General features: G+C 63.1%; 24 protein-coding genes and 1 pseudogene. 16 read left to right on the forward strand and 9 right to left on the reverse strand.

Going from position 1 to position 20,930, the window contains the following annotated elements; genetic code table 11:
- The first annotated feature begins 173 nt into the window (after positions 1-173).
- On the forward strand, positions 174-680 hold the full coding sequence (locus tag MHI61_RS24965) for a GNAT family N-acetyltransferase (RefSeq protein WP_239790987.1): 507 nt from the start codon (positions 174-176) through the stop codon (positions 678-680).
- Between the two features lie 149 nt (positions 681-829).
- Entirely contained in the window at positions 830-1,366 is a 537-nt protein-coding gene (gene ppa / locus MHI61_RS24970) for an inorganic diphosphatase (RefSeq protein ID WP_064683816.1), read from the forward strand.
- Between the two features lie 4 nt (positions 1,367-1,370).
- On the opposite strand, the gene MHI61_RS24975 is transcribed toward ppa, so the two are convergent.
- Together MHI61_RS24975 and MHI61_RS24980 are read right to left on the reverse strand one after the other, a co-directional pair.
- The gene (locus MHI61_RS24975) at positions 1,371-1,682 is read right to left on the reverse strand and encodes a DUF167 domain-containing protein (protein ID WP_239790988.1); all 312 of its coding nucleotides are present in this window, start codon (positions 1,680-1,682) and stop codon (positions 1,371-1,373) included.
- Complete coding sequence (locus tag MHI61_RS24980) at positions 1,679-1,969, reverse strand: YggT family protein (protein WP_097580584.1); 291 nt, start codon at positions 1,967-1,969, stop codon at positions 1,679-1,681. Before MHI61_RS24980 ends, MHI61_RS24975 begins: the two co-directional genes overlap by 4 nt.
- Before the next feature lie 139 nt (positions 1,970-2,108).
- Here MHI61_RS24980 and MHI61_RS24985 point away from each other — a divergent pair, with 139 nt between their 5' ends.
- Positions 2,109-3,350, forward strand: coding sequence for an MFS transporter (locus MHI61_RS24985; RefSeq protein ID WP_239790989.1), 1,242 nt, complete (start codon positions 2,109-2,111; stop codon positions 3,348-3,350).
- A gap of 25 nt (positions 3,351-3,375) precedes the next feature.
- On the opposite strand, the gene MHI61_RS24990 is transcribed toward MHI61_RS24985, so the two are convergent.
- The 6 genes from MHI61_RS24990 to hemC form a co-directional block, all read right to left on the reverse strand.
- On the reverse strand, positions 3,376-4,131 hold the full coding sequence (locus MHI61_RS24990; RefSeq protein WP_239790990.1) for a glutamine amidotransferase: 756 nt from the start codon (positions 4,129-4,131) through the stop codon (positions 3,376-3,378).
- Entirely contained in the window at positions 4,118-4,603 is a 486-nt protein-coding gene (locus tag MHI61_RS24995; RefSeq protein WP_239790991.1) for a TerB family tellurite resistance protein, read from the reverse strand. The genes MHI61_RS24990 and MHI61_RS24995 overlap by 14 nt, the downstream gene beginning before the upstream one ends.
- Before the next feature lie 17 nt (positions 4,604-4,620).
- Positions 4,621-6,228: a heme biosynthesis protein HemY gene (locus tag MHI61_RS25000; protein ID WP_239790992.1), complete on the reverse strand. Its 1,608-nt coding sequence runs from the start codon at positions 6,226-6,228 to the stop codon at positions 4,621-4,623.
- 4 nt (positions 6,229-6,232) lie between these two features.
- Entirely contained in the window at positions 6,233-7,531 is a 1,299-nt protein-coding gene (locus MHI61_RS25005; RefSeq protein ID WP_239790993.1) for a hypothetical protein, read from the reverse strand.
- 68 nt (positions 7,532-7,599) lie between these two features.
- On the reverse strand, positions 7,600-8,307 hold the full coding sequence (locus MHI61_RS25010) for a uroporphyrinogen-III synthase (protein ID WP_239790994.1): 708 nt from the start codon (positions 8,305-8,307) through the stop codon (positions 7,600-7,602).
- Positions 8,308-8,314: 7 nt separating this feature from the next.
- Positions 8,315-9,244 carry a hydroxymethylbilane synthase gene (gene hemC / locus MHI61_RS25015; RefSeq protein ID WP_239790995.1) on the reverse strand — a complete coding sequence of 310 codons (930 nt, stop codon included), beginning with the start codon at positions 9,242-9,244 and terminating at the stop codon, positions 8,315-8,317.
- Between the two features lie 72 nt (positions 9,245-9,316).
- Between hemC and tsaD the strand changes: the two genes are divergently transcribed.
- From tsaD to MHI61_RS25040, 5 genes are read left to right on the forward strand one after another with little or no spacing between them, the layout of a single operon-like run.
- Entirely contained in the window at positions 9,317-10,414 is a 1,098-nt protein-coding gene (gene tsaD / locus MHI61_RS25020) for a tRNA (adenosine(37)-N6)-threonylcarbamoyltransferase complex transferase subunit TsaD (RefSeq protein WP_239790996.1), read from the forward strand.
- Entirely contained in the window at positions 10,411-11,394 is a 984-nt protein-coding gene (locus MHI61_RS25025; protein ID WP_239790997.1) for an NAD(P)H-dependent glycerol-3-phosphate dehydrogenase, read from the forward strand. Before tsaD ends, MHI61_RS25025 begins: the two co-directional genes overlap by 4 nt.
- Positions 11,395-11,404: 10 nt before the next feature.
- Positions 11,405-11,698, forward strand: coding sequence for a YciI-like protein (locus MHI61_RS25030; protein WP_064683805.1), 294 nt, complete (start codon positions 11,405-11,407; stop codon positions 11,696-11,698).
- Between the two features lie 3 nt (positions 11,699-11,701).
- Positions 11,702-12,133 carry an EVE domain-containing protein gene (locus MHI61_RS25035; RefSeq protein ID WP_097605946.1) on the forward strand — a complete coding sequence of 144 codons (432 nt, stop codon included), beginning with the start codon at positions 11,702-11,704 and terminating at the stop codon, positions 12,131-12,133.
- 6 nt (positions 12,134-12,139) lie between these two features.
- Positions 12,140-12,802, forward strand: a complete 663-nt coding sequence (locus tag MHI61_RS25040; protein ID WP_097663485.1) for a methyltransferase — start codon at positions 12,140-12,142, stop codon at positions 12,800-12,802.
- On the opposite strand, the gene MHI61_RS25045 is transcribed toward MHI61_RS25040, so the two are convergent.
- Entirely contained in the window at positions 12,789-13,304 is a 516-nt protein-coding gene (locus tag MHI61_RS25045) for a hypothetical protein (protein WP_239790998.1), read from the reverse strand. The two genes, MHI61_RS25040 and MHI61_RS25045, sit on opposite strands and share 14 nt — an antisense overlap.
- A 313-nt stretch (positions 13,305-13,617) precedes the next feature.
- On the opposite strand from MHI61_RS25045, the gene sdhC reads away from it, so the two are divergent.
- From sdhC to mdh, 8 genes and pseudogenes are all read left to right on the forward strand, one after another.
- The gene (sdhC, locus tag MHI61_RS25050) at positions 13,618-14,013 is read left to right on the forward strand and encodes a succinate dehydrogenase, cytochrome b556 subunit (RefSeq protein WP_097580596.1); all 396 of its coding nucleotides are present in this window, start codon (positions 13,618-13,620) and stop codon (positions 14,011-14,013) included.
- Positions 14,014-14,023: 10 nt separating this feature from the next.
- Positions 14,024-14,404 (forward strand): succinate dehydrogenase, hydrophobic membrane anchor protein, encoded by a 381-nt coding sequence (gene sdhD / locus MHI61_RS25055; protein WP_010020712.1) that lies wholly within the window; start codon positions 14,024-14,026, stop codon positions 14,402-14,404.
- Between the two features lie 7 nt (positions 14,405-14,411).
- Positions 14,412-16,252, forward strand: a pseudogene (gene sdhA / locus MHI61_RS32830) (succinate dehydrogenase flavoprotein subunit).
- Between the two features lie 18 nt (positions 16,253-16,270).
- Positions 16,271-17,050, forward strand: a complete 780-nt coding sequence (locus tag MHI61_RS25070) for a succinate dehydrogenase iron-sulfur subunit (RefSeq protein ID WP_088677571.1) — start codon at positions 16,271-16,273, stop codon at positions 17,048-17,050.
- 5 nt (positions 17,051-17,055) lie between these two features.
- Positions 17,056-17,874 carry a nucleotidyltransferase domain-containing protein gene (locus MHI61_RS25075; protein WP_239790999.1) on the forward strand — a complete coding sequence of 273 codons (819 nt, stop codon included), beginning with the start codon at positions 17,056-17,058 and terminating at the stop codon, positions 17,872-17,874.
- 138 nt (positions 17,875-18,012) lie between these two features.
- A complete protein-coding gene (locus MHI61_RS25080; protein WP_239791000.1) occupies positions 18,013-18,531 on the forward strand; it encodes a protease inhibitor Inh/omp19 family protein in 519 nt (172 codons plus the stop codon).
- 65 nt (positions 18,532-18,596) lie between these two features.
- The gene (gene zapE / locus MHI61_RS25085) at positions 18,597-19,760 is read left to right on the forward strand and encodes a cell division protein ZapE (protein WP_239791001.1); all 1,164 of its coding nucleotides are present in this window, start codon (positions 18,597-18,599) and stop codon (positions 19,758-19,760) included.
- Positions 19,761-19,934: 174 nt separating this feature from the next.
- The gene (gene mdh / locus MHI61_RS25090; RefSeq protein WP_010034465.1) at positions 19,935-20,897 is read left to right on the forward strand and encodes a malate dehydrogenase; all 963 of its coding nucleotides are present in this window, start codon (positions 19,935-19,937) and stop codon (positions 20,895-20,897) included.
- The last annotated feature ends 33 nt before the right edge of the window (positions 20,898-20,930 follow it).

The raw sequence follows: 20,930 nt of genomic DNA on the forward strand, positions 1-20,930 counted from the left end.
CCCGGCCTTCGAGCCGGGGTTTTTTATTGTGCGCTGCGCTGATTCCGACTTGTGACAATCGTTAAAAAAGCGTTAAAATTTATTCGTCGTCCACATATCAAGTCTGTGGGCAATCGAGCCGAATGCGTCATCGCGTATGGTTAATTGCCCCCGGCAGGACCAGAGTAAACGTTATGAAGACGTTGTCGATCGATGTCCGGCGGGCAGAACCGCACGATGCCCGAGCCATATCGGAAACCCATAGACTCGCCTGGCAGCACACTTACGCAGGCATCATTCCGCATCGCGCCCTGACGCAGATGATCGAGCGACGCGGCGAAAACTGGTGGCGCAAGGCAACGCGTGGACCTGCGACATTGCTGGTTCTCGATGTCGCCGGAACGGTTGCCGGTTATGCGACGCTCGGGCTCAACCGCGCCCGCGCTTTGCCGCAGGAAGGCGAGATCTACGAGCTCTACCTTCGTCCCGAATATCAGGGCATCGGTCTCGGCCGTATGCTGTTCGGCGAGGCGCGCCGGCTGTTGAAGTCACTCGGCTGCAGCGGGCTGGTCGTCTGGTGCCTCGAGGAAAACGAGACCGCCAGCCGCTTCTACCGTCATCACGGCGGGATCGATTTCTGCGAAGGCATGGAAAATTTCGACCACAAGCAGTTGAAGAAAATCGGCTTCATCTGGAACTGAGCCATCCAGCCTGCAGATCGCTCATCTCCTGCTAGAATTTTGATGTGGTTGGGTGCCGACGCTATCACGCATTGGTGATCTCCAATGTTGCGTTGCCGCATGAAACTGATTATCTGGCTGCGAGCAATTCAACCTCGCAGGAGTTTCGTATGCGCATCGACGCCGTTTCCATCGGTAATAATCCCCCTGAAGACGTCAACGTTATTGTCGAGGTTCCGGTCGGCGGTCATCCGATCAAGTATGAAATGGACAAGGACGCCGGCACGCTGGTCGTCGATCGTTTCCTCTATACGCCGATGACCTATCCGGGCAATTACGGTTTCGTGCCGCACACGCTGTCTGAGGACGGTGACCCGATCGACGTGCTGATCGCCAGCACCCGCCCGCTCGTTCCCGGCTGCGTCATCAACGTGCGCCCGATCGGCGTCCTGAAGATGGAAGACAACTCGGGCAAGGACGAGAAGATCATTGCCGTGCCGTCGCCGAAGCTGACGCTGCGCTATGAGAAGGTGAAGGATTATACCGATCTTCCCGAGATCACGCTGAAGCAGATCGAGCACTTCTTCGAGCATTACAAGGATCTGGAACCCGGTAAGTGGGTGAAGATCTTCGGCTGGGGCGATTCCGGCGAAGCCGGTGCCCTTATCCTCGAGGCCATCGAGCGTGCCAAGAAGACGAAAGGCTGATCATTCAGCCTGAAAGTGTTTCGAGCTTTTTTGCCAAATCCTCCGGGTCACCCTCGATCCGGAGGATTTTTTTGCGCGCGGTTTCGCCGGAAACGAGGCTGACGCTGGATTTGGCAACACCGACCGATTTGGAAACGAGCGCGATCAGGGCCTTATTGGCCTTTCCCTTTTCCGGAACGGCGGTGACGCGCGCCTTCAGATAACCCTCCCCTTCGCTGTCCGTCTCAATGCCGTCGAACGCGTTGCGCCCGCCATTCGGCGTCAGCCGAACAGTCAAGCGCCGATGATCAGCGAAGAGCCTCCAGGGAGGGCTCAAGCGACCAGCGGATAGACTGTCGTCCAAAGGAAGGTGCGCAGGAAGAAGATGATCACCAACAGGATGATCGGCGAAATGTCGATGCCGCCGAGGTTCGGCAGCCGACGACGGATCGGCTTCAGCACCGGCTCGGTGACATTATAGAGGAACATGCCGACCGAGTTGACGAACTGGTTGCTGGAATTGATGACGTTGAACGCATAGAGCCAGGAGAAAACGGCGCTGGCAATCAGGATCCACGTATAAATATTCAAAACCAAATCAATGGTTTGAAACAAGGCAAACATCGTCGTCTCCAATTGGTTGTTGACAGACATGTAGACATTGGCAACTAAACGAGCAAGTGCCGTGTGGGAACGCAGGGCAAATCATGTTTAACGGGCGGCCTCGCAACCATTCCGGCGCCCGCTTCCTCGGACAAGACTCATGTCGTTTTCGCCCACCGGAGACCGTTTTGCCGCGTTCCGGCATTCGTCTTACACCCGCTTCTTCTTCGCCCGCTTTCTGCTCTCCTTCTCGCAGCAGATCGTCAGTGTCGCCGTCGGCTGGCAGATGTACGACCAGACGGGCAAGGCGATCTATCTCGGCCTGATCGGCCTCGTGCAGTTCCTGCCGTCGCTGCTGCTCATCCTCGTCACCGGTTCGGTGGCCGACCGGCACAACCGTCGGGCCATTGCCGCGCTGTGCTCGCTGGTGAGCGCGCTCTGCACGCTGGCGCTGCTCGTCATGACGGCGACAGACACGTTCGCGCCGTGGCCGGTGTTCGCGGTGCTCCTGATCTTCGGCATCGAACGGGCCTTCATGTCGCCGGCGGTGCAGTCCCTCGCGCCCAATCTGGTGCCGGAGCATGCGCTTTCCAACGCGATCGCCTGGAACTCCTCGTCCTGGCAGCTTGCGGCGATCACCGGACCGGTGCTCGGCGGTCTGCTCTATGGCATCAGCGCCTCGACGGCCTATACGGTTGCGGTGGTCTTTTCCATCCTCGGCGCGGCCCTTCTCTATATGATCCCGAAGCCGGAACAGAAAACGACGGGCGAAGCGAAGAGCTGGGCGATGATCCTCGGCGGTTTCAGTTTCATCCGCGCCGAGAAAGTCGTGCTCGGGGCGATCTCGCTCGATCTTTTCGCCGTGCTGCTCGGGGGCGCTACGGCGCTGATGCCGATCTTCGCACGCGATATCCTGACGCTCGGGCCCTGGGGCCTCGGATTGCTGCGCGCCGCTCCCGGGCTCGGCGCCATCGTGATGGCGATCTTCCTAGCCGCCTATCCGCTGAAGCACCGCGCCGGCCTTTATATGTTCATCGGCGTTGCCCTGTTCGGTGTCGGAACCATCATCTTCGGCGTCTCGACCAGCACCGAGGTCTCGATTGCCGCACTCGCCCTGATGGGGGCGGCCGACATGATATCGGTCTATGTGCGTGAGAGCCTGATCGCGCTCTGGACGCCGGATCACCTGCGTGGCCGGGTCAATGCGGTCAACATGGTCTTCGTCGGCGCGTCGAACGAGCTCGGCGAATTCAGGGCAGGCACGATGGCATCGATCTTCGGCGCGGTGCCGGCAGTCGTCATCGGCGGTATCGGAACGCTAGCGGTTGCGGCGATCTGGGCTTCGAGTTTCCCCAAACTGCGCCGCATCGATTCCCTCGACGCGCCCGGCGCATCGGCATAGAGCGCGGCTGCCGGGCCGCGGCGGTCTATGCGGAAAGGGTGATCGGGGAGGCGGCTTTCGCCGTCTTGCCTTCGAAGACGATATCGAGAAATTCGGTCAGCCAGGCTCTCAGCGGCGCGTCGAACAGCATGCGGCCTTCCAGATGTTCGCGGCCCTGCTGGGCGTTCGGCAGGATGAAGCGATGGGCGCCGTGCACGACCCAGCGATGCATCATCACCCGGGTGAGTTCGGCATGGAATTGCAGGCCCCAGGCGTTGCCGTCGTAGCGGAAGGCCTGGTTCGGATAGGCATCGCCTTCGGCCAGGAGATCGGCGCCATGCGGCAGCTCGAAACCCTCGCGGTGGAAATGATAGACCATCTTCGGCCAATGCATCAGCAGCCGGCCTCTCTCCGTCGGTCTGAGCGGATACCAGCCGATTTCCGTCGAGCCGTCGGCATTCGCCTGCACCTTGCCACCGAGATGATGCACCAGCATCTGCGCACCGAGGCAGATGCCGAGAAAGGGACGGTTCTCCCGCAGCGGAATTTTGATCCAGTCGATCTCCTTCTTGATGAAGTCATCAGGATCATTGGCGCTCATCGGCCCACCGAAGACGACGGCGCCGGCATGATCTTCGAGCGTTGCCGGAAGCGGCTCACCGAGCACCGGTCGGCGGATGTCGAGGCGGTAGCCCTTTTCAACGAGCAGCTGACCGACACGGCCAGGGCTCGATCGTTCCTGATGCAGGACGATGAGGATCGGACGCTCGTCGCGGTGCTGAATTCGCTCAGTCGGAATCATCTTGCAAAACCCGGACATCCGTCACCCTGGCGGCGGCCTCCTGCCGTTTCTGGATGCGCTCGCGCGCGGAAACGCCCAGCAGATCGGCGATACGCCAGATCACATGATCTTCCATCTCGCTGCGTTCGCCATCGGCATAGACGATGTCCCAGAGGATGCCGATCAGCTCCAGCCGTTGCTCGGTGTTCAAGTGCCGCTTCAGGTCGGATGTGAAGCGATAATGGTCGACCGCGGAGCTTTCGGCCTCGAGACCGGCGGCCATCAGGGCGTCGAGCTGTTTGCCGTCGAGCGCATACTGTTCCTTCAGGAGCTTGCGCAGTCGCTTCTTCTCGCTGGCCTTGATCTGCCCGTCGGCCTCCATGACCTGCATGCACAGCGCCGCCACCGCGATGCGCGGATCATCCGGGGCGAACCCCTTCCTGGGGTGGTCGGCGGTGAGCTTCTGAAAGAATGCCTGAAAGCGTTCGAACATGCGGTTTTCGTTCCATTTCAGAAAAGGCGAAGCCGTGTCTTGGGTTCCGGTTCCGCCCTGGAATCGCGAACGCCGGGATCATCCGGCAGCCCGCCAAAGAAGGGCTTTGCTTCGTTCGGCAGCGGCGGTTTATCACCGGCGACCGGTTCGACGGGCTTCGGCTTTGCCGGCGCCGGCGCGGGGCGCACGGCCTCGGCGATCGTCGCGGCGCGTTCGAGCTCGATGATGCGGTGATCGTTGGCCGGGCTTTCCGGCCTGACGTCCCGCAGCGGCGGCAGGGTCTTCAGGGCAGTTTCGATCGCGGCGGGCGCCGAACCGTCTTCGAGCGGACCCTCGATCTGGCCGAATGGCGCCTTCCATTCGAAGGCATCGAGACGGCCGGTGACGGGCGACACCGGCAGCCATTTGTCGGAGACGAAGCCGTCCGCCACCCAGGCCGGATCGCGCGGGGCCTTCAGCGCCTGGGCGAGCCAGTGGCGCACGCGGCCCTGATCGCCGGTCTCGGCCTCCTCGATGTCGGCGAGCAGCAGGAAGGCAGCTTCGCGCGGCTCGATGCGCGCGGCCGCTTCCGCCTTGGCGCGGGCCTTGGCGAATTCCTGCGCGTCGAGCGCGGCCTGGGCGACGACGAAAAGAGATTCGACATTGTTCGGGCGCAACGCCTCCAGCCGCTCGGCGCGCTTCAGCCGGTCGAGCGTGGAGTCGCCACTGCGGGCTCTGACATAGGTCTGGCCGATTTCGGGATGTGGCGCCGATTTCCATGCCTGTTCGAGGATCGAAGCGGCCTTGCGCAGGCCGCCTTCGCGGAACAAGGCCTTGGCGGCGATGAGGGCGGCCGGGACGAAGTCGGCGGCGAGCTTCAGCGCCTGCAGCGCGTCGTCGCGTGCGCCGGCCGGGTTACCTTCCAGCTTCTCGGTGGCGCGCGCCGTCAGCAGCACCGCGTGCAGGCGGTTGGCTTCGGTCTTTTCGACGACGCGGGCGGCCTTCTGCTGTTCGAGCAGCCGGATCGCATCGTCCCAACGGCCGGCCTGGCTGCGATATTCGAGTGTCGCCTGGGCGGCCCAGGGCAGATAAGGCGCGTTGTCGGCGGCCTTTTCGGCATATTGGCGGGCGGCCTCGTTGGCGCCGAGACGGCGGGCTTCGAGATAGAGGCCACGCAGGCCGAGCTCGCGCGTTTCCGGGTCGTTGGCCATGGCCTCGAACTTGGCGCGCGCCTCGTCGTGGCGGCCTTCGATCAGGGCGGCCTGGGCTTCGAGCAGGTTGATCAGCGGTTCCTGATCGGCGCGGATGAGACCGCGCGAGCGGGCCGCCATCTTGCGGGCAAGGAGTGCATTGCCGGCGCCGGCGGCGATCAGGCCGGTCGACAGCGCCTGGTAGCCGCGGTCGCGCTTGCGGGCACGGAAATAACGCGTCACCGAATGCGGCGAGGTCCAGATCAGGCGAACGAACCACCAGACGATCATCACGGCGGCGATCAGAGCGATGATCGCGCTCACCGCGACGATCAGCTTCGTCTGGTAGATCTGGCCTTCCCAGATCAGCGAGAGATCGCCGGGACGATCGGCGAACCAGGAGAAGCCATAGGCGAGAAGCAATACGAGCAGGGCGAAGACGACGAGTCGGATCATGGTCTCAGCCCTCCTTGCCGGCGCCGCTGACCGCTTTCGACAGCGCCCCGCCGACCAGTTCCTCGACGCGGATGCGCGCCTCCAGCGACTGCTTGAAGGCAGCGGACGCCTGCTTTCCGGGAGCCGGCAGAGCATTCCATTCGGCGGAAGCACCGGGCAGGTCGCCGTTCTTCACCTTATCCTCCATGCGGGCGGCGATCGCTTCGACGCTTTCGCCCTCGATATTGCCGACGGGGCGGACGGTCACCAGCGATTTTGCGCTCGCCATCAGCCGATCCGACCAGCTCTGGTTCGGATCCGGCTGGTTGACGGCTTCGACGATCGCGGTCGCGACGTCGGGAACCTGACGCACGAGTTCGGTGCGCGAGGGAATGCCGGTCTCGGCAAAACTACGCAGGTCGGCGACGGCAGGATCGTCGGGCGCGACGCCGGCGAAGGTCTCGAGTTCAGCGAGGAACGGGCCGCCGCGGTCGATCGCCGCCTTGAGGGCGGCTGCCGCGATCGCCCGGGCGACGGCGACATCCTGGCGCGGTTCGTTCAGCTTCTTTTCGGCCTCCTCGAGGCGCTTGGCGATATCGGCGCCATTGCTCGTCTGCTGCTCGGAGGACTGGGCAAGTGTGGCGCGCAGCTGATCGACCTGGCCGCTGAGCTCGGCAATCTTCTGGTTGAGCGCCTCGACATTTGCCGAATCGGCCGGCGTCGCCGCTGCGGGGTTTTTCGCAGCCGCTTCCAGCGCCGCGAGGCGTGTCTCAAGCGCGCCGTCGCCCGTGCCTGCGGGATTGGCGGCTAGGTTGGCGACGGTCTGTTTCAGGCCGTCGATCTCACCGGAAAGATCGGCGATGTCAGGCGATGCCGTCTGCGGCGCCGAGGAGCCCGGAAGGTATCCGGCATATTGAATGGCGCCTGCGCCAAGCAGCGCCACGAGGCCGCCGAAGATGCCGGCAGCGATGAGAGCGGAGGTGCCGGCGCTCCGCGGCGCCTGCTGTTCTGGAGCGGGCGTGAAGGAAGGTTCCGGCGCTGCCGGCTCCTCTTCTCGCGCATCCGTCCCTGGCCGGCCTTCGAATTCCGGCTGTTCCTGTTCGGCGCGTTCATGCTCGGTCAGCGACGCGGCTTCGGTTTCGGGCGTCACGCCGGCCTCGGCGGGGCTGTTGTCGGTATCGCCGACATCATTTTCCACCGGCTTTTCGGTATCGGCTGCAGAGGCAAAATCCTGTGCTTCAAGGTCGATCGTGACCGGCTCGTCGGCGCTCTTCGAATGGCGTGGCGGGTTTCCCGATACCATGAGGTCCTCTTTATCCTGCATTGCAACGAAACTAGACAGTGATGCCAATTAAGGGAAGAGGTTAGATCAAATTTGGGCGGCTAGGGCATTCAAAGCAGCGACAAAAGGCTTATCTCATCCGGCATCGGCGAAATCGTCACGCTTCCCTTCAGGGAGGTCGGAATGGCCTGCGCCACCGCCTCGCTGAGGCAGAGGAGGCGGATTCCACCCTGTTCCAACAGAGCTGATCGCAGCTCTGCCACCTGAAAGAAATCCTCGGCCGTCTGCCGGGAATAGAACAGAACGGCATCCGGGCGATGGCCCGAAAAAATCGCCTCGATGTCGGCCGGGCCGGGAGCGACCGGCTGCATGCGATAACATTCGGCGACGGAAAAGCGGATGCCGAGTTCACGCAGTCTGCCTTCGAAGGTTTCGGCGCGCGGCAGGCCGGCGAGATAGAGCAATGCCTCCGTTTTCTGCGCGGCGACGAGATCGGCGAGATCGCGGCCGTTGCCCGAAGAGGCGGTGACGGACCGGAAGCCAAGGCGCCGCGCCGCTTGCGCCGTCATCTCGCCGACCGCAAAAATCGGGCGGTCAAGGTGCGGACCAAGTATCTCGCCGAGAGCCGACAGGACCCTCATGGCTTCGGCGCTGGTCACCGCGATCGCGCCGCCGGTGGCGGCAAGCGCGCCGGCGGCTGCGGCACTGTCATGTTGTGGCCGACGCAGCGGAAGCAGCAGTGGCTCGTGGCCCATGTCGCGCAGACGTTGTGCGGTTGTCTCGGCCGAATGCGCGGGGCGGGTGACGAGCACGCGCATGGCCGCTTCAGTGCCAGTCGTCGAAGAAGGCGCTGCCGGCCCTTGCGCGCACGTCCTGGCCGGCGCGGGTGCCGAGGGCGGCGGCATCGCGGCGATGTCCGTCGGTCGTCACGGCATGCTGGCTGCGGCCGTCGGGTGTGATGATCAGGCCGGAGAAGCGGATGAGGTCGCCCTCGCAGACGGCATAGCCGCCGATCGGCGTGCGGCAGGAACCGTCGAGGGCGGCGAGGAAAGCGCGTTCGCAGGAGACGGTGTCGAAGGTCGCGGCGTCGTTGACCGCCGCCAACAGGTCGTCGATCCCCGTATCGCCGACGCGGCTTTCGATGCAGATCGCTCCCTGGGCCGGCGCCGGCGGGAAGCTGTCGGGATCGAGGATATCGGTCAGCACCTCGACCTTGCCGAGACGTTTGAGGCCGGCAAGCGCCAGCAGCGTCGCATCCACCTGACCTTCTTCGAGCTTGCGCAGCCGGGTTTCGACCGAACCGCGGAAGGTTATGACGTTGATGTCGGGCCGCATGCGGCGGATCAGTGCCTGGCGGCGCAGTGACGAGGAGCCGACGGTGGCGCCATGCGGCAGGTCGATCAGCTTGGGCGCGGTGCGGCCGACGACGGCGTCGCGGATATCCTCGCGCGGCAGATAGGCGGAGAGATGAAGACCGTCCGGCAGGCGCGTCGGCATGTCCTTGGTGGAGTGCACGGCGAAATCCAGCTCGCCCGAGACAAGCTTCTGTTCGAGCTCCTCGGTGAAGAGGCCTTTGCCGCCGATTTCGGCCAGCGACCGGTCGGTGATGCGATCGCCCTTGGTCGACAGCACGACGATCTCGAACATCTCTTCGGGCAGGCCATGCGCCGCCATCAGCCTGTCGCGGGCCTCATGGGCCTGGGCGAGCGCCAGCGGGCTGCCCCGCGTGCCGATCCGGAAAGGTTTTATTTGCATCCGCTCTGTTCCGTTGTTACCGGAGTTCTCGTAACCGGGTTTCGGCCCCATCGCAATGAACGAACAGGCCTTATGGTTCCCTTTCTGCGCATCCTTGGCATCGAGACGAGCTGCGACGAGACCGCCGCGGCGGTTGTCGAGCGCGATGCGGAGGGGCATTCCAGAATACTCTCCGACGTGGTGCTTTCCCAGCTCGATGAGCACAGCGCCTATGGCGGCGTCGTGCCGGAGATCGCCGCGCGCGCCCATGTCGAGGCGCTGGACGAGCTGATCGAGGCGGCGCTGAAGCGCGCCAATGTGTCGCTGGCCGATGTCGACGCCATCGCCGCCACGTCGGGGCCGGGGCTGATCGGCGGGCTGCTGGTGGGATTGATGACCGGCAAGGCGATCGCCAAGGCCGCCGGCAAGCCGCTCTATGCGGTCAACCATCTCGAAGGCCATGCGCTGACGGCGCGGCTGACCGACGGGCTTTCCTTTCCCTATCTGATGCTGCTCGTCTCCGGCGGTCATACCCAGCTCATCCTGGTGCGCGGCGTCGGAGATTACGAGCGCTGGGGCACGACGATCGACGATGCGCTCGGCGAAGCCTTCGACAAGACGGCGAAACTGCTCGGCCTGCCCTATCCCGGCGGCCCGGCGGTGGAACGCATGGCGCGGGACGGCAATGCCGGCCGCTTCGATTTTCCGCGGCCGCTGGTCGGCGAGGCAAGGCTCGACTTCTCCTTCTCCGGCCTGAAGACGGCCGTGCGGCAGGCGGCGCAGGAGATCGCGCCGCTCAGCGATCAGGACGTGGCGGATATCTGCGCGTCGTTCCAGCGGGCGATTTCGCGCACCCTGAAGGACCGCATCGGCCGCGGTCTGCAGCGGTTCAAGACGGAGTTCCCGGCGACCGGAGAGACGCCGGCGCTGGTCGTTGCCGGCGGTGTCGCCGCCAATCTCGAGCTGCGGGCGACGCTGCAGGGGCTTTGCGACAAGAACCGCTTCCGCTTCATCGCGCCGCCGCTGAGCCTCTGCACCGACAATGCGGTGATGATCGCCTGGGCAGGCCTGGAGCGGATGGCCATAGGTATCGCGCCCGATCCGCTCGACGTGCAGCCGCGTTCGCGCTGGCCGCTCGATGCCAATGCCGAAAGGCTGATCGGCTTCGGAAAGAGAGGAGCCAAGGCATGAGCGAAAAAATCGCCGTCATCGGATCTGGCGCTTTCGGAACGGCGCTTGCCGCCGTCATCACCCTTGCCGGCCGCAGCGCGGTGATACTCGTCGGACGCAATCCGTCACTGATGGCCGATCTGAAGGCCGAGCGTCTGCATGATGCCGTGCTGCCCGGCATTGCCCTGCCGGAATCGCTCGAATTTTCCGCCGAGGCGGAGGCGATCGGCGGCGCCTCCATCGTGCTTTTTGCGATGCCGTCGCAGGCGCAGGCCGATGCGGCGCGCCAATATGGCCCCTATCTGTCGAAGGATGCCGTCGTCGTCACCTGCGCCAAGGGCATCGAGCGGGCGACGGGCAATCTGTTGACCGACATGCTGGAGCGGGAGCTGCCGGACCATCCGGTGGCGGTGCTCTCCGGTCCCGGTTTTGCCGCCGATATCGCCAAAGGCCTGCCGACGGCGATGGCGATCGCGGCGGCGGATATGGAGACTGCCGAGCGGCTCGCCCAGGCGATATCGGGCCGGACCTTCCGGCTCTACGCCTCCAGCGACCGCATCGGCGTGCAGCTCGGCGGTGCGCTGAAGAATGTGCTGGCGATCGCCTGCGGCATCGTCGAGGGCCGCGGCATCGGCGAATCCGCCCGTGCGGCGTTGATTGCCCGTGGCCTCGCGGAAATGTCGCGCTTCGTCGTCGCCAAAGGCGGCCAGGCGGATACGGTGCGCGGGCTCTCCGGCCTCGGCGATCTGGTGCTGACGGCGACGAGCCATCAATCGCGCAATCTGCGCTTCGGCATCGCGCTCGGGCGCGGCGAAAAGGCCGACCCGCTGCAGGGCGCGCTGGTGGAAGGGGCGCTCGCCGCCTCGGTCGCCTCGCGGCTTGCCGCGGAGCTTTCGATCAGCATGCCGATCACCGACGCCGTTTCCGCCATCATCGACGGCAGGCTCGATATTTCGGACGCCATCGAGCAGTTGATGACGCGTCCCATCACCACCGAATAGGAGAACAGACATGCTTTTCGCCCTGCTCTGCAAGGACAAGCCGGGACATCTGAACGTCCGCATGGAGACGCGGCCGACGCATCTTGCTTATCTCGACAAGCTCAATGCCGAAGGCAAGCTCTCGATGGCCGGTCCCTTCCTCGACGACGAGGGCAAGGCCTGCGGCAGTCTGGTGCTCGTCAAGGCGGAGACGGCGCAGGAGGCAAAGGCGCTCGCCGATGCCGACCCCTACGCCCAGGCCGGGCTGTTCGAAAGCGTTGAGATCAAGCCCTTCAACTGGGTCTTCAACAAGCCGGAGGCTTAAAGCATGGCGCATTGGCTCTATAAGTCCGAACCTGCCTCCTGGTCCTGGGAGCAGCAGAAGGCCGCCGGCGATAAGGGCACGGAATGGACGGGCGTGCGCAATTATCTGGCGCGCAACAATATGCGGGCGATGCAGATCGGCGACAAGGGCTTCTTCTACCATTCCAATGACGGGCTGGAGATCGTCGGCATCGTCGAAGTCTGTGCCCTGTCGCATCCCGATTCTACCGCCAAGGGCGATCCGAAGTGGGATTGCGTCGACATCCGCGCCGTCATGGACATGCCGAAGCCGGTGACGCTGAAGGACGTCAAGGCGAGCGAGAAGCTTGCCAAGATGTCGCTCGTCACCTCCATGCGTCTTTCCGTGCAGCCGGTGACCGACGACGAATGGGCCGAGGTCTGCCGCATGGGCGGGCTCGACAATCCGCCGCGCTGACGACCTTTGAAAACCGATCCGGAAGCCTTCATCCGCGCCAATACCAGTCTGATGGCGCCGCCGCATGTGCCGGAGATTTCGCTCCATCTGGCAAGCGAGGCGCATGAGCTCTGGCTGAAGACCGAGGAGGAGCTGGAAGCCATCGGCCTGCCGCCGCCCTTCTGGGCTTTTGCCTGGGCGGGCGGGCAGGGATTGGCGCGCTACATCCTCGATCATCCTGATATGGTGCGCGGCAAGCGCGTGCTGGATTTTGCCAGCGGCTCCGGCCTCGTCGGCATTGCGGCTGTCATGGCCGGCGCCCGGGAGGTGACGGCTGCCGATATCGATCCCTGGGCGCAGACGGCAATCCGGCTGAATGCCGAGGCCAATCATGTCGCGCTCGGATTCACCGGCGCCGACCTCGTCGGTGCGAGCGTCGAGGCGGATATCGTGCTTGCCGGCGATGTATTTTACGACCGCGGCTTCGCCGACGCACTTATTCCCTGGTTCGCGAGGCTGGCTGGCGAGGGAAAACCGGTGATGGTCGGCGATCCCGGGCGCAGCTATCTGCCTCGGGACCGGCTGGAATTCTGCGCAGCCTACCAAGTGCCGGTGACGCGGGCGCTGGAGGACAGCGACATCAAGAAGACGACGGTGTGGCGCTTCGTGTCAGCTCTCAAGGCCGGATGACGCAGACATTGGCTTCGTATGAGCAGGGATCGTCCTGCACGGCGACGTCGATGACTTTCGCCTTCGGGGTCAGCGGCTCCGGCCGCACATTCGGATAGAACCCGTAGCCGTCGCCGCCGACATAGGTTCCGCCATCGGCTTGATAGACGTAGGCGGAGCCGGAATAGGTGCCGCCGCTATCCCAGCCCGGCGCCTGCGGCGCCAGGATGACGAGGCTGTCGTGCACCGTGCGATGTGTCGCCGCTGACGAGAACCGCGTCAGTATCGGCATCCTGATCCTGCCGGGCCGGCGGCCGTAAGCATGGTCGAAACGGATGCCGCGATCGCGCCAGTTGGCACGTTCATCGCGCCAGTTCGCACGTTCGCCGAGAAACATTCCGCCATGGAACCCGTGGCGATGGCCGGCAAAGCGATAGTCATGGCGGCGCTCGCCTGCCGTGGCCGGGAATGCGGCAAGCGCGGCGAGCGCAAGCAGGATGACTGGGGACAGACTGCGGAACATGGCGCCGAACTCCGGAAATCCAATCGTTAACAAATCGTTAACGCCAGATTGCGCCAAAAGCCGCGGCTTGTCCAATCAAAGGGGAGGCGCGGCGTAAATATTGAGCGTGAAAGCACAGTTTCGCTAGCCCGCAAACTTCCCGGTAACCCGAATCGATTAAATTAAAAGCAGACAGCGATTGTGCTTGTCGTCGGGCTTTCCGGTGAGTAAACGTCGCAATTGATGCAACGCACACAGAGAATTTTGTCATTCGTGTGGTTGACTGAGCATGCTCCGAAATCCGGGAGCGCAGAGAAGCCGCCGCGAGGTTCTGATGGCGAACGTGACAAATAACCGGCCCTTGTCGCCGCATTTGCAAGTCTACAAACTTATTCCCACCATGGTCATGTCCATCGTCCACCGCATTACCGGTGGGGCGCTCTATGTCGGCACGCTGCTCGTCGCCTGGTGGCTGATCGCGGCGGCAAGCGGCCAGAGTTCCTACGACTGGGCCAACTGGGTGCTCGGCAGCCTTCTCGGCAAGCTCGTGCTGCTCGGCTATACCTGGGCATTGCTGCACCACATGCTCGGCGGTTTGCGCCACCTCATGTGGGATCTCGGCTACGGCTTCGAGAAGGAAGTCTCGACCAAACTTGCCATCGCCAACATCATCGGGTCGCTCTGTCTGACCGTGCTGGTCTGGGTGATCGGCTTCCTCATTCGCTTCTGAAGGTCCTCTCATGGATATGCGCACCCCCCTCGGCAAGGTTCGCGGGCTCGGCTCCGCCAAGGAAGGCACCAGCCATTTCTGGCGTCAGCGGCTGACCGCCGTCTCCAATATTCCGCTGATCCTGTTCTTCGTCATCTTCATGATCGCCTATGCCGGCGCGCCCTATGCGGATGTGGTTCGCGCCCTGTCGAACCCCTTCGTCGCCGTCGTCATGGGCTTGATGGTGATCTCAGGCGTCATCCATATGAAGCTCGGCATGCAGGTCATCATCGAAGATTATGTGCATGGCGAATTCGGCAAGATCGCTCTGCTGATGCTGAACACGTTCTTTGCGATCGTGATTGCCGGCCTCTGTCTCTTCGCCATTCTGAAAATCGCATTCGTAGGATAAGCTCGATATGGCACCGACTTCACCCGCCCAGAACGGCAAGGCCTACAATTATGTCGACCACTCCTATGACGTGATCGTCGTCGGCGCCGGCGGCGCCGGCTTGCGCGCCACGCTCGGCATGGCCGAGCAGGGTTTCCGCACCGCCTGCATCACCAAGGTGTTCCCGACCCGCTCGCACACGGTTGCGGCGCAGGGCGGCATCGCCGCCTCGCTGCGCAACATGACGCCCGACAGCTGGCAGTGGCACCTCTACGACACCGTCAAGGGCTCCGACTGGCTCGGCGATGTCGACGCCATGCAGTATCTGACCATGGAAGCGCCGAAGGCGGTCTATGAGCTCGAACATTACGGCGTGCCGTTCTCGCGCAACGAGGAAGGCAAGATCTATCAGCGTCCCTTCGGCGGCCATATGCAGAATTACGGCGAAGGCCCGCCGGTGCAGCGCACGTGCGCCGTCGCCGACCGGACCGGCCACGCCATCCTGCACACGCTCTACGGCCAGTCGCTGCGCCACAATGCCGAATTCTTCATCGAGTATTTCGCGCTCGACCTGATCATGTCGGAAGACGGCAGCCGTTGCACCGGCGTCGTCGCCTGGTGCCTGGATGACGGCACGATCCATCGCTTCGCCGCCAAGATGGTGGTGCTGGCGACCGGCGGCTACGGCCGCGCCTATTCTCGGCGACCTCTGCCCATACCTGCACCGGCGACGGCGGCGGTATGGTGGCACGTGCCGGCCTGCCGCTGCAGGACATGGAATTCGTGCAGTTCCACCCGACCGGCATTTACGGTTCGGGCTGTCTGATCACCGAGGGCGCACGCGGCGAAGGCGGCTACCTCGTCAACTCCGAGGGCGAACGCTTCATGGAGCGTTATGCGCCGTCGGCCAAGGACCTTGCCTCTCGCGACGTGGTTTCGCGCTGCATGACGCTCGAGATCCGCGAAGGCCGCGGTGTCGGCAAGGCGAAGGACCACATCTTCCTGCATCTCGATCATCTCGATCCGGCCGTTCTTCATGAACGCCTGCCGGGGATTTCCGAGAGCGCCAAGATCTTCGCCGGCGTCGACGTCACGCGCGAGCCGATCCCGGTTCTGCCGACCGTTCACTACAATATGGGCGGCATTCCCACGAATTATTGGGGCGAAGTGCTGAACGCCGACGGTGCCAATCCGGAACGGATCATTCCCGGCCTGATGGCTGTGGGTGAAGCCGGCTGCGCTTCAGTGCACGGCGCCAACCGTCTCGGCTCCAACTCGCTGATCGACCTCGTGGTCTTCGGCCGCGCCGCTGCGATCCGTGCCGGCGAGGTGATCGACCGCGCCGCGCCGATCCCGCATCTCAACGTCGCAGCCTGCGACAAGATCATGGACCGCTTCGACGGTCTGCGCTACGCCGGCGGTGGCACGCCGACGGCTGACCTGCGCGAGAAGATGCAGCGCGCCATGCAGGAAGACGCCGCCGTCTTCCGCACCCAGGAATCGCTGGAATCCGGTTGCCGGCGCATCTCGGCGATCTGGCAGGAAATGCGCGACATCAAGGTCACCGACCGCTCGATGGTCTGGAACTCCGATCTGGTGGAGACGCTGGAGCTGCAGAACCTGATGGCCAACGCCATCACGACGATCTACGGCGCCGAGGCCCGCAAGGAGAGCCGCGGCTCGCATGCCCGCGAGGATTATACCGAGGGTGCATTCGCCGGCCGCGACGACGTCAACTGGCGCAAGCATACGCTGGCCTGGGTCAACGAGGCAGGCGACGTCAAACTCGATTACCGGCCGGTCCACACCGACCTGATCGCGGAAGGCATCGATCCGCACAAGATCGAGCCGAAAGCCCGCGTCTACTGATTTCAAGAGGAACCTGGTATGGTTGAACTCGCTCTCCCCAAGAATTCTCAGATGCGCGAAGGCAAGGTCTGGCCGAAGCCGGCGGGTGCGACGAACACCCGCGAGTTCCGCGTCTACCGCTGGAGCCCGGATGACGGCCAGAACCCGTCGATCGACACCTTTTACATCGATGTCGACGATTGCGGCCCGATGGTGCTCGACGGCCTGCTCTACATCAAGAATAAGATCGATCCGACGCTGACGCTGCGCCGGTCCTGTCGCGAGGGCATCTGCGGCTCCTGCGCGATGAATATCGATGGCACGAACACGCTGGCCTGCACCAAGGGTCTCGACGATATCAAGGGCGCGGTGAAAATTTACCCGCTGCCGCACTTGCCGGTCGTCAAGGATCTGGTTCCGGACCTCACCAACTTCTATGCGCAGCATCGTTCGATCGAACCCTGGCTGAAGACGGTGTCGCCGGCGCCGGCCAAGGAGTGGAAGCAGAGCCATGAGGACCGGCAGAAGCTCGACGGCCTCTATGAATGCATCCTCTGCGCCTGCTGCTCGACCTCCTGTCCGAGCTACTGGTGGAACGGCGACCGCTATCTCGGTCCGGCCGTGCTACTCCAGGCCTATCGCTGGCTGATCGATTCCAGAGACGAGGCGACCGGCGAACGCCTCGACAATCTCGAGGATCCGTTCCGCCTTTATCGCTGCCACACGATCATGAATTGCGCGCAGACCTGCCCCAAGGGCCTCAATCCGGCCAAAGCTATCGCCGAAATCAAGAAGATGATGGTCGAGCGCCGGGTCTGATCGCCGTGAATGCCGATGGCGGAATAGACGGCTTCGATCCAGAAGCCGTCAGAGAGATCAGGTCACGGCTCGCCTCGGTCCGCGAGCAGGGCATCCGTATCGGTTTTGCAATCGAAAGCGGCAGCCGCGCCTGGGGGTTTCCGTCTCCCGACAGCGATTATGACTGCCGTTTCGTCTATATTCGTCCCGTCGAACATCATCTTGCGCTTGCTTCGGTGCGCGATGTCATCGAGTTTCCGATCGTTGGCGATATCGATACCGGTGGCTGGGATCTGCGAAAGGCGCTGCTGCTTGCCCTCAAGGGAAACGCAGTGGTGGTCGAATGGCTGAAATCGCCGATCGCTTATGAAGAGGAAGCGGGTTTTTGCTCGCGTCTCGGCGCGCTGCTTGATCTCATCATGGTGCCGGAAAAGGTCGCTGCCCATTATATCGGGCTCATGCGGCAGCATTTTCAGAGCCAGGGCGAGGGGGCGATCAAGCTGAAGAAGCTGCTTTACACCGTGCGCCCGGCCGTCGCGCTCGAATGGATGCGGCAGCGCTCGTTTCGCGCGCTGCCGCCGATGAATATGCTGGAGTGCCTGGAGGCGGTCTCGATCGCTCCCGATGTTCGAACGGCGATACTTGATCTCGTGCATGTCAAGAAACAGACGCGCGAAATGGGGGAAGGTCTGCCGCCAGTGCTGGTGCGATCCTTTCTGGAGAGTTCGTTCGAGCGTTATTCGCAGATATTGCGGGAGTTCGAATTGGATCCGGACAGAGATCGGCACGCACAACACCTTGCTGACAAATTCTATGTGCAGGAAGTTTTGCAGCGGGACAGTTGAACCGTATCGTTTTTCGGTTAGTTGTTGTCACGGGCAATTTATGCCGCCCGACTTGATTAACCAAAGCGAATTACGATAATCGGATCTTGTCTCAAGCCCGTTTCTCTGCGGCGACAGCCGAATTTCAGGAGTATGATGATGCAGTTGCGATATGCGATGACAGGTCTGGTGGTGGCTCTCGCGCTAGCCGGTTGTCAGCGTACGGCATATGATTACAGCTCGAATTCTCCCAGCGCCGCGCCGGCGCCGCTGACGGCGCAGCCGGTTCCCTCCGTGCAGGGCGGACAGCTTCCGCCGCCGACCGGCAGCTCGCAGTTCCCGGCCGCGCCGGCGTCGACATCGTCGATGCCGGGTGCCCAGCCGGGCGCGGTCGCCGCGAATGCGCTCGATGTCACGAAGGAATCGATGGTCGGAAACTGGCGTGTCAACGGCAGCTGCGACATGTTCCTGACGTTGACCAATCTAGGCAGCGGGTCGCGCGGCGGCACGCGCGGCTGCGTCGGCGAGTTGACGGCGATGGGCTCCTGGGAAGTCGCAGGCAAGCAGGTGCTGCTCAAGGACCGTTCGGGCAACCAGATCGGCAGCGTCTACAAGACGGCCGACAACCGCTTCCAGGGCCAGACGAATACCGGTCAGCCGATCAGCCTCAGCCGGTAATCTAACCCGGCGCGGTAAACGATCCGGCGGCGCCCCGCCGATGACCGACAGGCGGACATGCCCTTATGCAGCCAATGCCAGATTATGCGCTCAGCGTCTGCGAACAGCTTAAATCGCTGACGCTTTCCGGTGCTTTGCAGGTCGACTCCGCCCAGATGGATGTGGCCAAGAGCCTGGATCGGGTGCTCGCCGGGCTGAAGCAGCAGCGGCCGGCGGCGAAATCGAGCGCGCTCGGCTGGCTGTTCGCCTCGAAGAAGAAAGCCGTAGGCGGCATCAAGGGGCTCTATATCCACGGCAGCGTCGGACGCGGCAAGACCATGCTGATGGACATGTTCTTCTCGATGGCGCCGTGCCGGAAGAAACGGCGGGCGCATTTCCATGAATTCATGGCGGATGTGCACAACCGTATCGCGGCGCACCGGCTGAAGCTCAAGAACGGCGAGACGAAGCAGGCCGATCCGATGCCGCCGGTCGCCGCAGCCCTTTACGCGGAAGCCGAACTGCTCTGCTTCGATGAATTCACCGTCACCGACATTGCCGACGCCATGATCCTGTCGCGGCTGTTTTCCGAACTCTTCGCGCGGGGATGCGTGCTGGTCGCGACGTCGAATGTCGAGCCGGACAATCTCTACAAGGACGGTCTCAACCGCGGCCTGTTCCTGCCCTTCGTCGCGCTGCTCAGGCAGCATGTCGATGTCGTCACCCTGGATTCACCGACCGATTACCGGATGGAAAAGCTGAACAGTCAGCCGGTCTATCTGGTGCCGATCAACGAACATAACGACATGGCGATGGAGGCGTCCTGGACGCAGGCGCTGCATGGGCGCAAGGCGCAGCCACTCGACATTCCGATGAAGGGGCGCGCCATCCATGTGCCGCTCGCCGCCGACCGCATGGCGCGGTTCTCTTTCGCCGATCTTTGCGAGAAGCCGCTCGGTGCTGCCGACTTCCTGGCCATCGCCAAACGCTTCGATATCGTCTTCGTCGATCACGTTCCCCTGCTCGGACCAGAAAAACGGAACCAGATCAAGCGCTTCATCATTCTGGTCGATACGTTCTACGATCATGCCGTACGGCTCTACATTTCGGCGGCGGCGATGCCGGAGGACCTGCTCGTCGGCCGCCGAGGCACCGAAGGCTTCGAATTCGACCGCACGGCGTCGCGTCTGTTCGAAATGCGCAGCGCCGAATATCTTGCGCTGCACCATGACAAACGCGCTGCCGAGTAACGATCTAGTGACAAATTTTCTTACGTTTACGTAAGAATTTTAGTATCTAAACGATTGAAAACGCTACATCAAAATTAATGGATTGCCATTTTTAGGCTTTGGGTCTATGCGATTGCGTCATTGAGCGGTGCCTCAGCGTCGTTCGACGAATTTGATCGCAAAGGAAACAGCGAAATGGCGCGTAACAAGATCGCACTCATTGGTTCTGGCATGATTGGTGGCACGCTGGCGCATCTCGCCGGCCTGAAGGAACTGGGCGATATCGTCCTCTTCGACATCGCTGACGGCATTCCCCAGGGCAAGGGCCTCGATATCGCACAGTCCTCCCCGGTCGAAGGCTTCGACGCCAATCTGACCGGCGCCAGCGACTATTCCGCCATCGAAGGCGCTGACGTCTGCATCGTCACCGCCGGCGTTCCGCGCAAGCCGGGCATGAGCCGTGACGATCTTCTCGGCATCAACCTCAAGGTCATGGAGCAGGTCGGCGCCGGCATCAAGAAGTATGCGCCGAACGCCTTCGTCATCTGCATCACCAACCCGCTCGACGCCATGGTCTGGGCGCTGCAGAAGTTTTCCGGCCTTCCCGCCAACAAGGTCGTCGGCATGGCCGGCGTTCTCGACTCTTCGCGTTTCCGCCTCTTCCTCGCCAAGGAATTCAACGTCTCCGTTCAGGACGTGACGGCCTTCGTTCTCGGCGGCCACGGCGACACGATGGTGCCGCTCGCCCGCTATTCGACGGTCGGCGGCATCCCGCTCACCGATCTCGTCACCATGGGCTGGGTCACCAAGGAGCGCCTGGAAGAGATCATCCAGCGCACCCGTGACGGCGGCGCCGAAATCGTCGGCCTGCTGAAGACCGGCTCGGCCTATTACGCGCCGGCCGCCTCGGCCATCGAGATGGCCGAATCCTACCTCAAGGACAAGAAGCGCGTTCTGCCCTGCGCCGCCCATCTCACCGGCCAGTACGGCGTCAAGGACATGTATGTCGGCGTTCCCACCGTCATCGGCGCCGGCGGCGTCGAGCGCGTCATCGAGATCGACCTCAACAAGACCGAGAAGGAAGCCTTCGACAAGTCGGTCGGCGCCGTCGCCGGTCTTTGCGAAGCCTGCATCAACATCGCGCCTGCCCTCAAGTAATCGGCGCCGAAGTCATCGAAACAGGGATAAACC

It is taken from the genome of Rhizobium sp. K102 (genome assembly GCF_022385315.1).
GTDB lineage: Bacteria > Pseudomonadota > Alphaproteobacteria > Rhizobiales > Rhizobiaceae > Rhizobium > Rhizobium croatiense.

What these genes read in the sequence shown, in the direction of transcription:
- MHI61_RS24965 (WP_239790987.1), top strand. Translation starts at nt 174, where the DNA reads ATGAAGACGTTGTCGATCGATGTCCGGCGGGCAGAACCGCACGATGCC.
- ppa (WP_064683816.1), top strand. Translation starts at nt 830, where the DNA reads ATGCGCATCGACGCCGTTTCCATCGGTAATAATCCCCCTGAAGACGTC.
- MHI61_RS24980 (WP_097580584.1), bottom strand. Translation starts at nt 1,969, where the DNA reads ATGTTTGCCTTGTTTCAAACCATTGATTTGGTTTTGAATATTTATACG.
- MHI61_RS24985 (WP_239790989.1), top strand. Translation starts at nt 2,109, where the DNA reads ATGTCGTTTTCGCCCACCGGAGACCGTTTTGCCGCGTTCCGGCATTCG.
- MHI61_RS24990 (WP_239790990.1), bottom strand. Translation starts at nt 4,131, where the DNA reads ATGATTCCGACTGAGCGAATTCAGCACCGCGACGAGCGTCCGATCCTC.
- MHI61_RS24995 (WP_239790991.1), bottom strand. Translation starts at nt 4,603, where the DNA reads ATGTTCGAACGCTTTCAGGCATTCTTTCAGAAGCTCACCGCCGACCAC.
- MHI61_RS25000 (WP_239790992.1), bottom strand. Translation starts at nt 6,228, where the DNA reads ATGATCCGACTCGTCGTCTTCGCCCTGCTCGTATTGCTTCTCGCCTAT.
- MHI61_RS25005 (WP_239790993.1), bottom strand. Translation starts at nt 7,531, where the DNA reads ATGCAGGATAAAGAGGACCTCATGGTATCGGGAAACCCGCCACGCCAT.
- MHI61_RS25010 (WP_239790994.1), bottom strand. Translation starts at nt 8,307, where the DNA reads ATGCGCGTGCTCGTCACCCGCCCCGCGCATTCGGCCGAGACAACCGCA.
- hemC (WP_239790995.1), bottom strand. Translation starts at nt 9,244, where the DNA reads ATGCAAATAAAACCTTTCCGGATCGGCACGCGGGGCAGCCCGCTGGCG.
- tsaD (WP_239790996.1), top strand. Translation starts at nt 9,317, where the DNA reads ATGGTTCCCTTTCTGCGCATCCTTGGCATCGAGACGAGCTGCGACGAG.
- MHI61_RS25025 (WP_239790997.1), top strand. Translation starts at nt 10,411, where the DNA reads ATGAGCGAAAAAATCGCCGTCATCGGATCTGGCGCTTTCGGAACGGCG.
- MHI61_RS25030 (WP_064683805.1), top strand. Translation starts at nt 11,405, where the DNA reads ATGCTTTTCGCCCTGCTCTGCAAGGACAAGCCGGGACATCTGAACGTC.
- MHI61_RS25035 (WP_097605946.1), top strand. Translation starts at nt 11,702, where the DNA reads ATGGCGCATTGGCTCTATAAGTCCGAACCTGCCTCCTGGTCCTGGGAG.
- MHI61_RS25045 (WP_239790998.1), bottom strand. Translation starts at nt 13,304, where the DNA reads ATGTTCCGCAGTCTGTCCCCAGTCATCCTGCTTGCGCTCGCCGCGCTT.
- sdhC (WP_097580596.1), top strand. Translation starts at nt 13,618, where the DNA reads ATGGCGAACGTGACAAATAACCGGCCCTTGTCGCCGCATTTGCAAGTC.
- sdhD (WP_010020712.1), top strand. Translation starts at nt 14,024, where the DNA reads ATGGATATGCGCACCCCCCTCGGCAAGGTTCGCGGGCTCGGCTCCGCC.
- MHI61_RS25070 (WP_088677571.1), top strand. Translation starts at nt 16,271, where the DNA reads ATGGTTGAACTCGCTCTCCCCAAGAATTCTCAGATGCGCGAAGGCAAG.
- MHI61_RS25080 (WP_239791000.1), top strand. Translation starts at nt 18,013, where the DNA reads ATGCAGTTGCGATATGCGATGACAGGTCTGGTGGTGGCTCTCGCGCTA.
- zapE (WP_239791001.1), top strand. Translation starts at nt 18,597, where the DNA reads ATGCAGCCAATGCCAGATTATGCGCTCAGCGTCTGCGAACAGCTTAAA.
- mdh (WP_010034465.1), top strand. Translation starts at nt 19,935, where the DNA reads ATGGCGCGTAACAAGATCGCACTCATTGGTTCTGGCATGATTGGTGGC.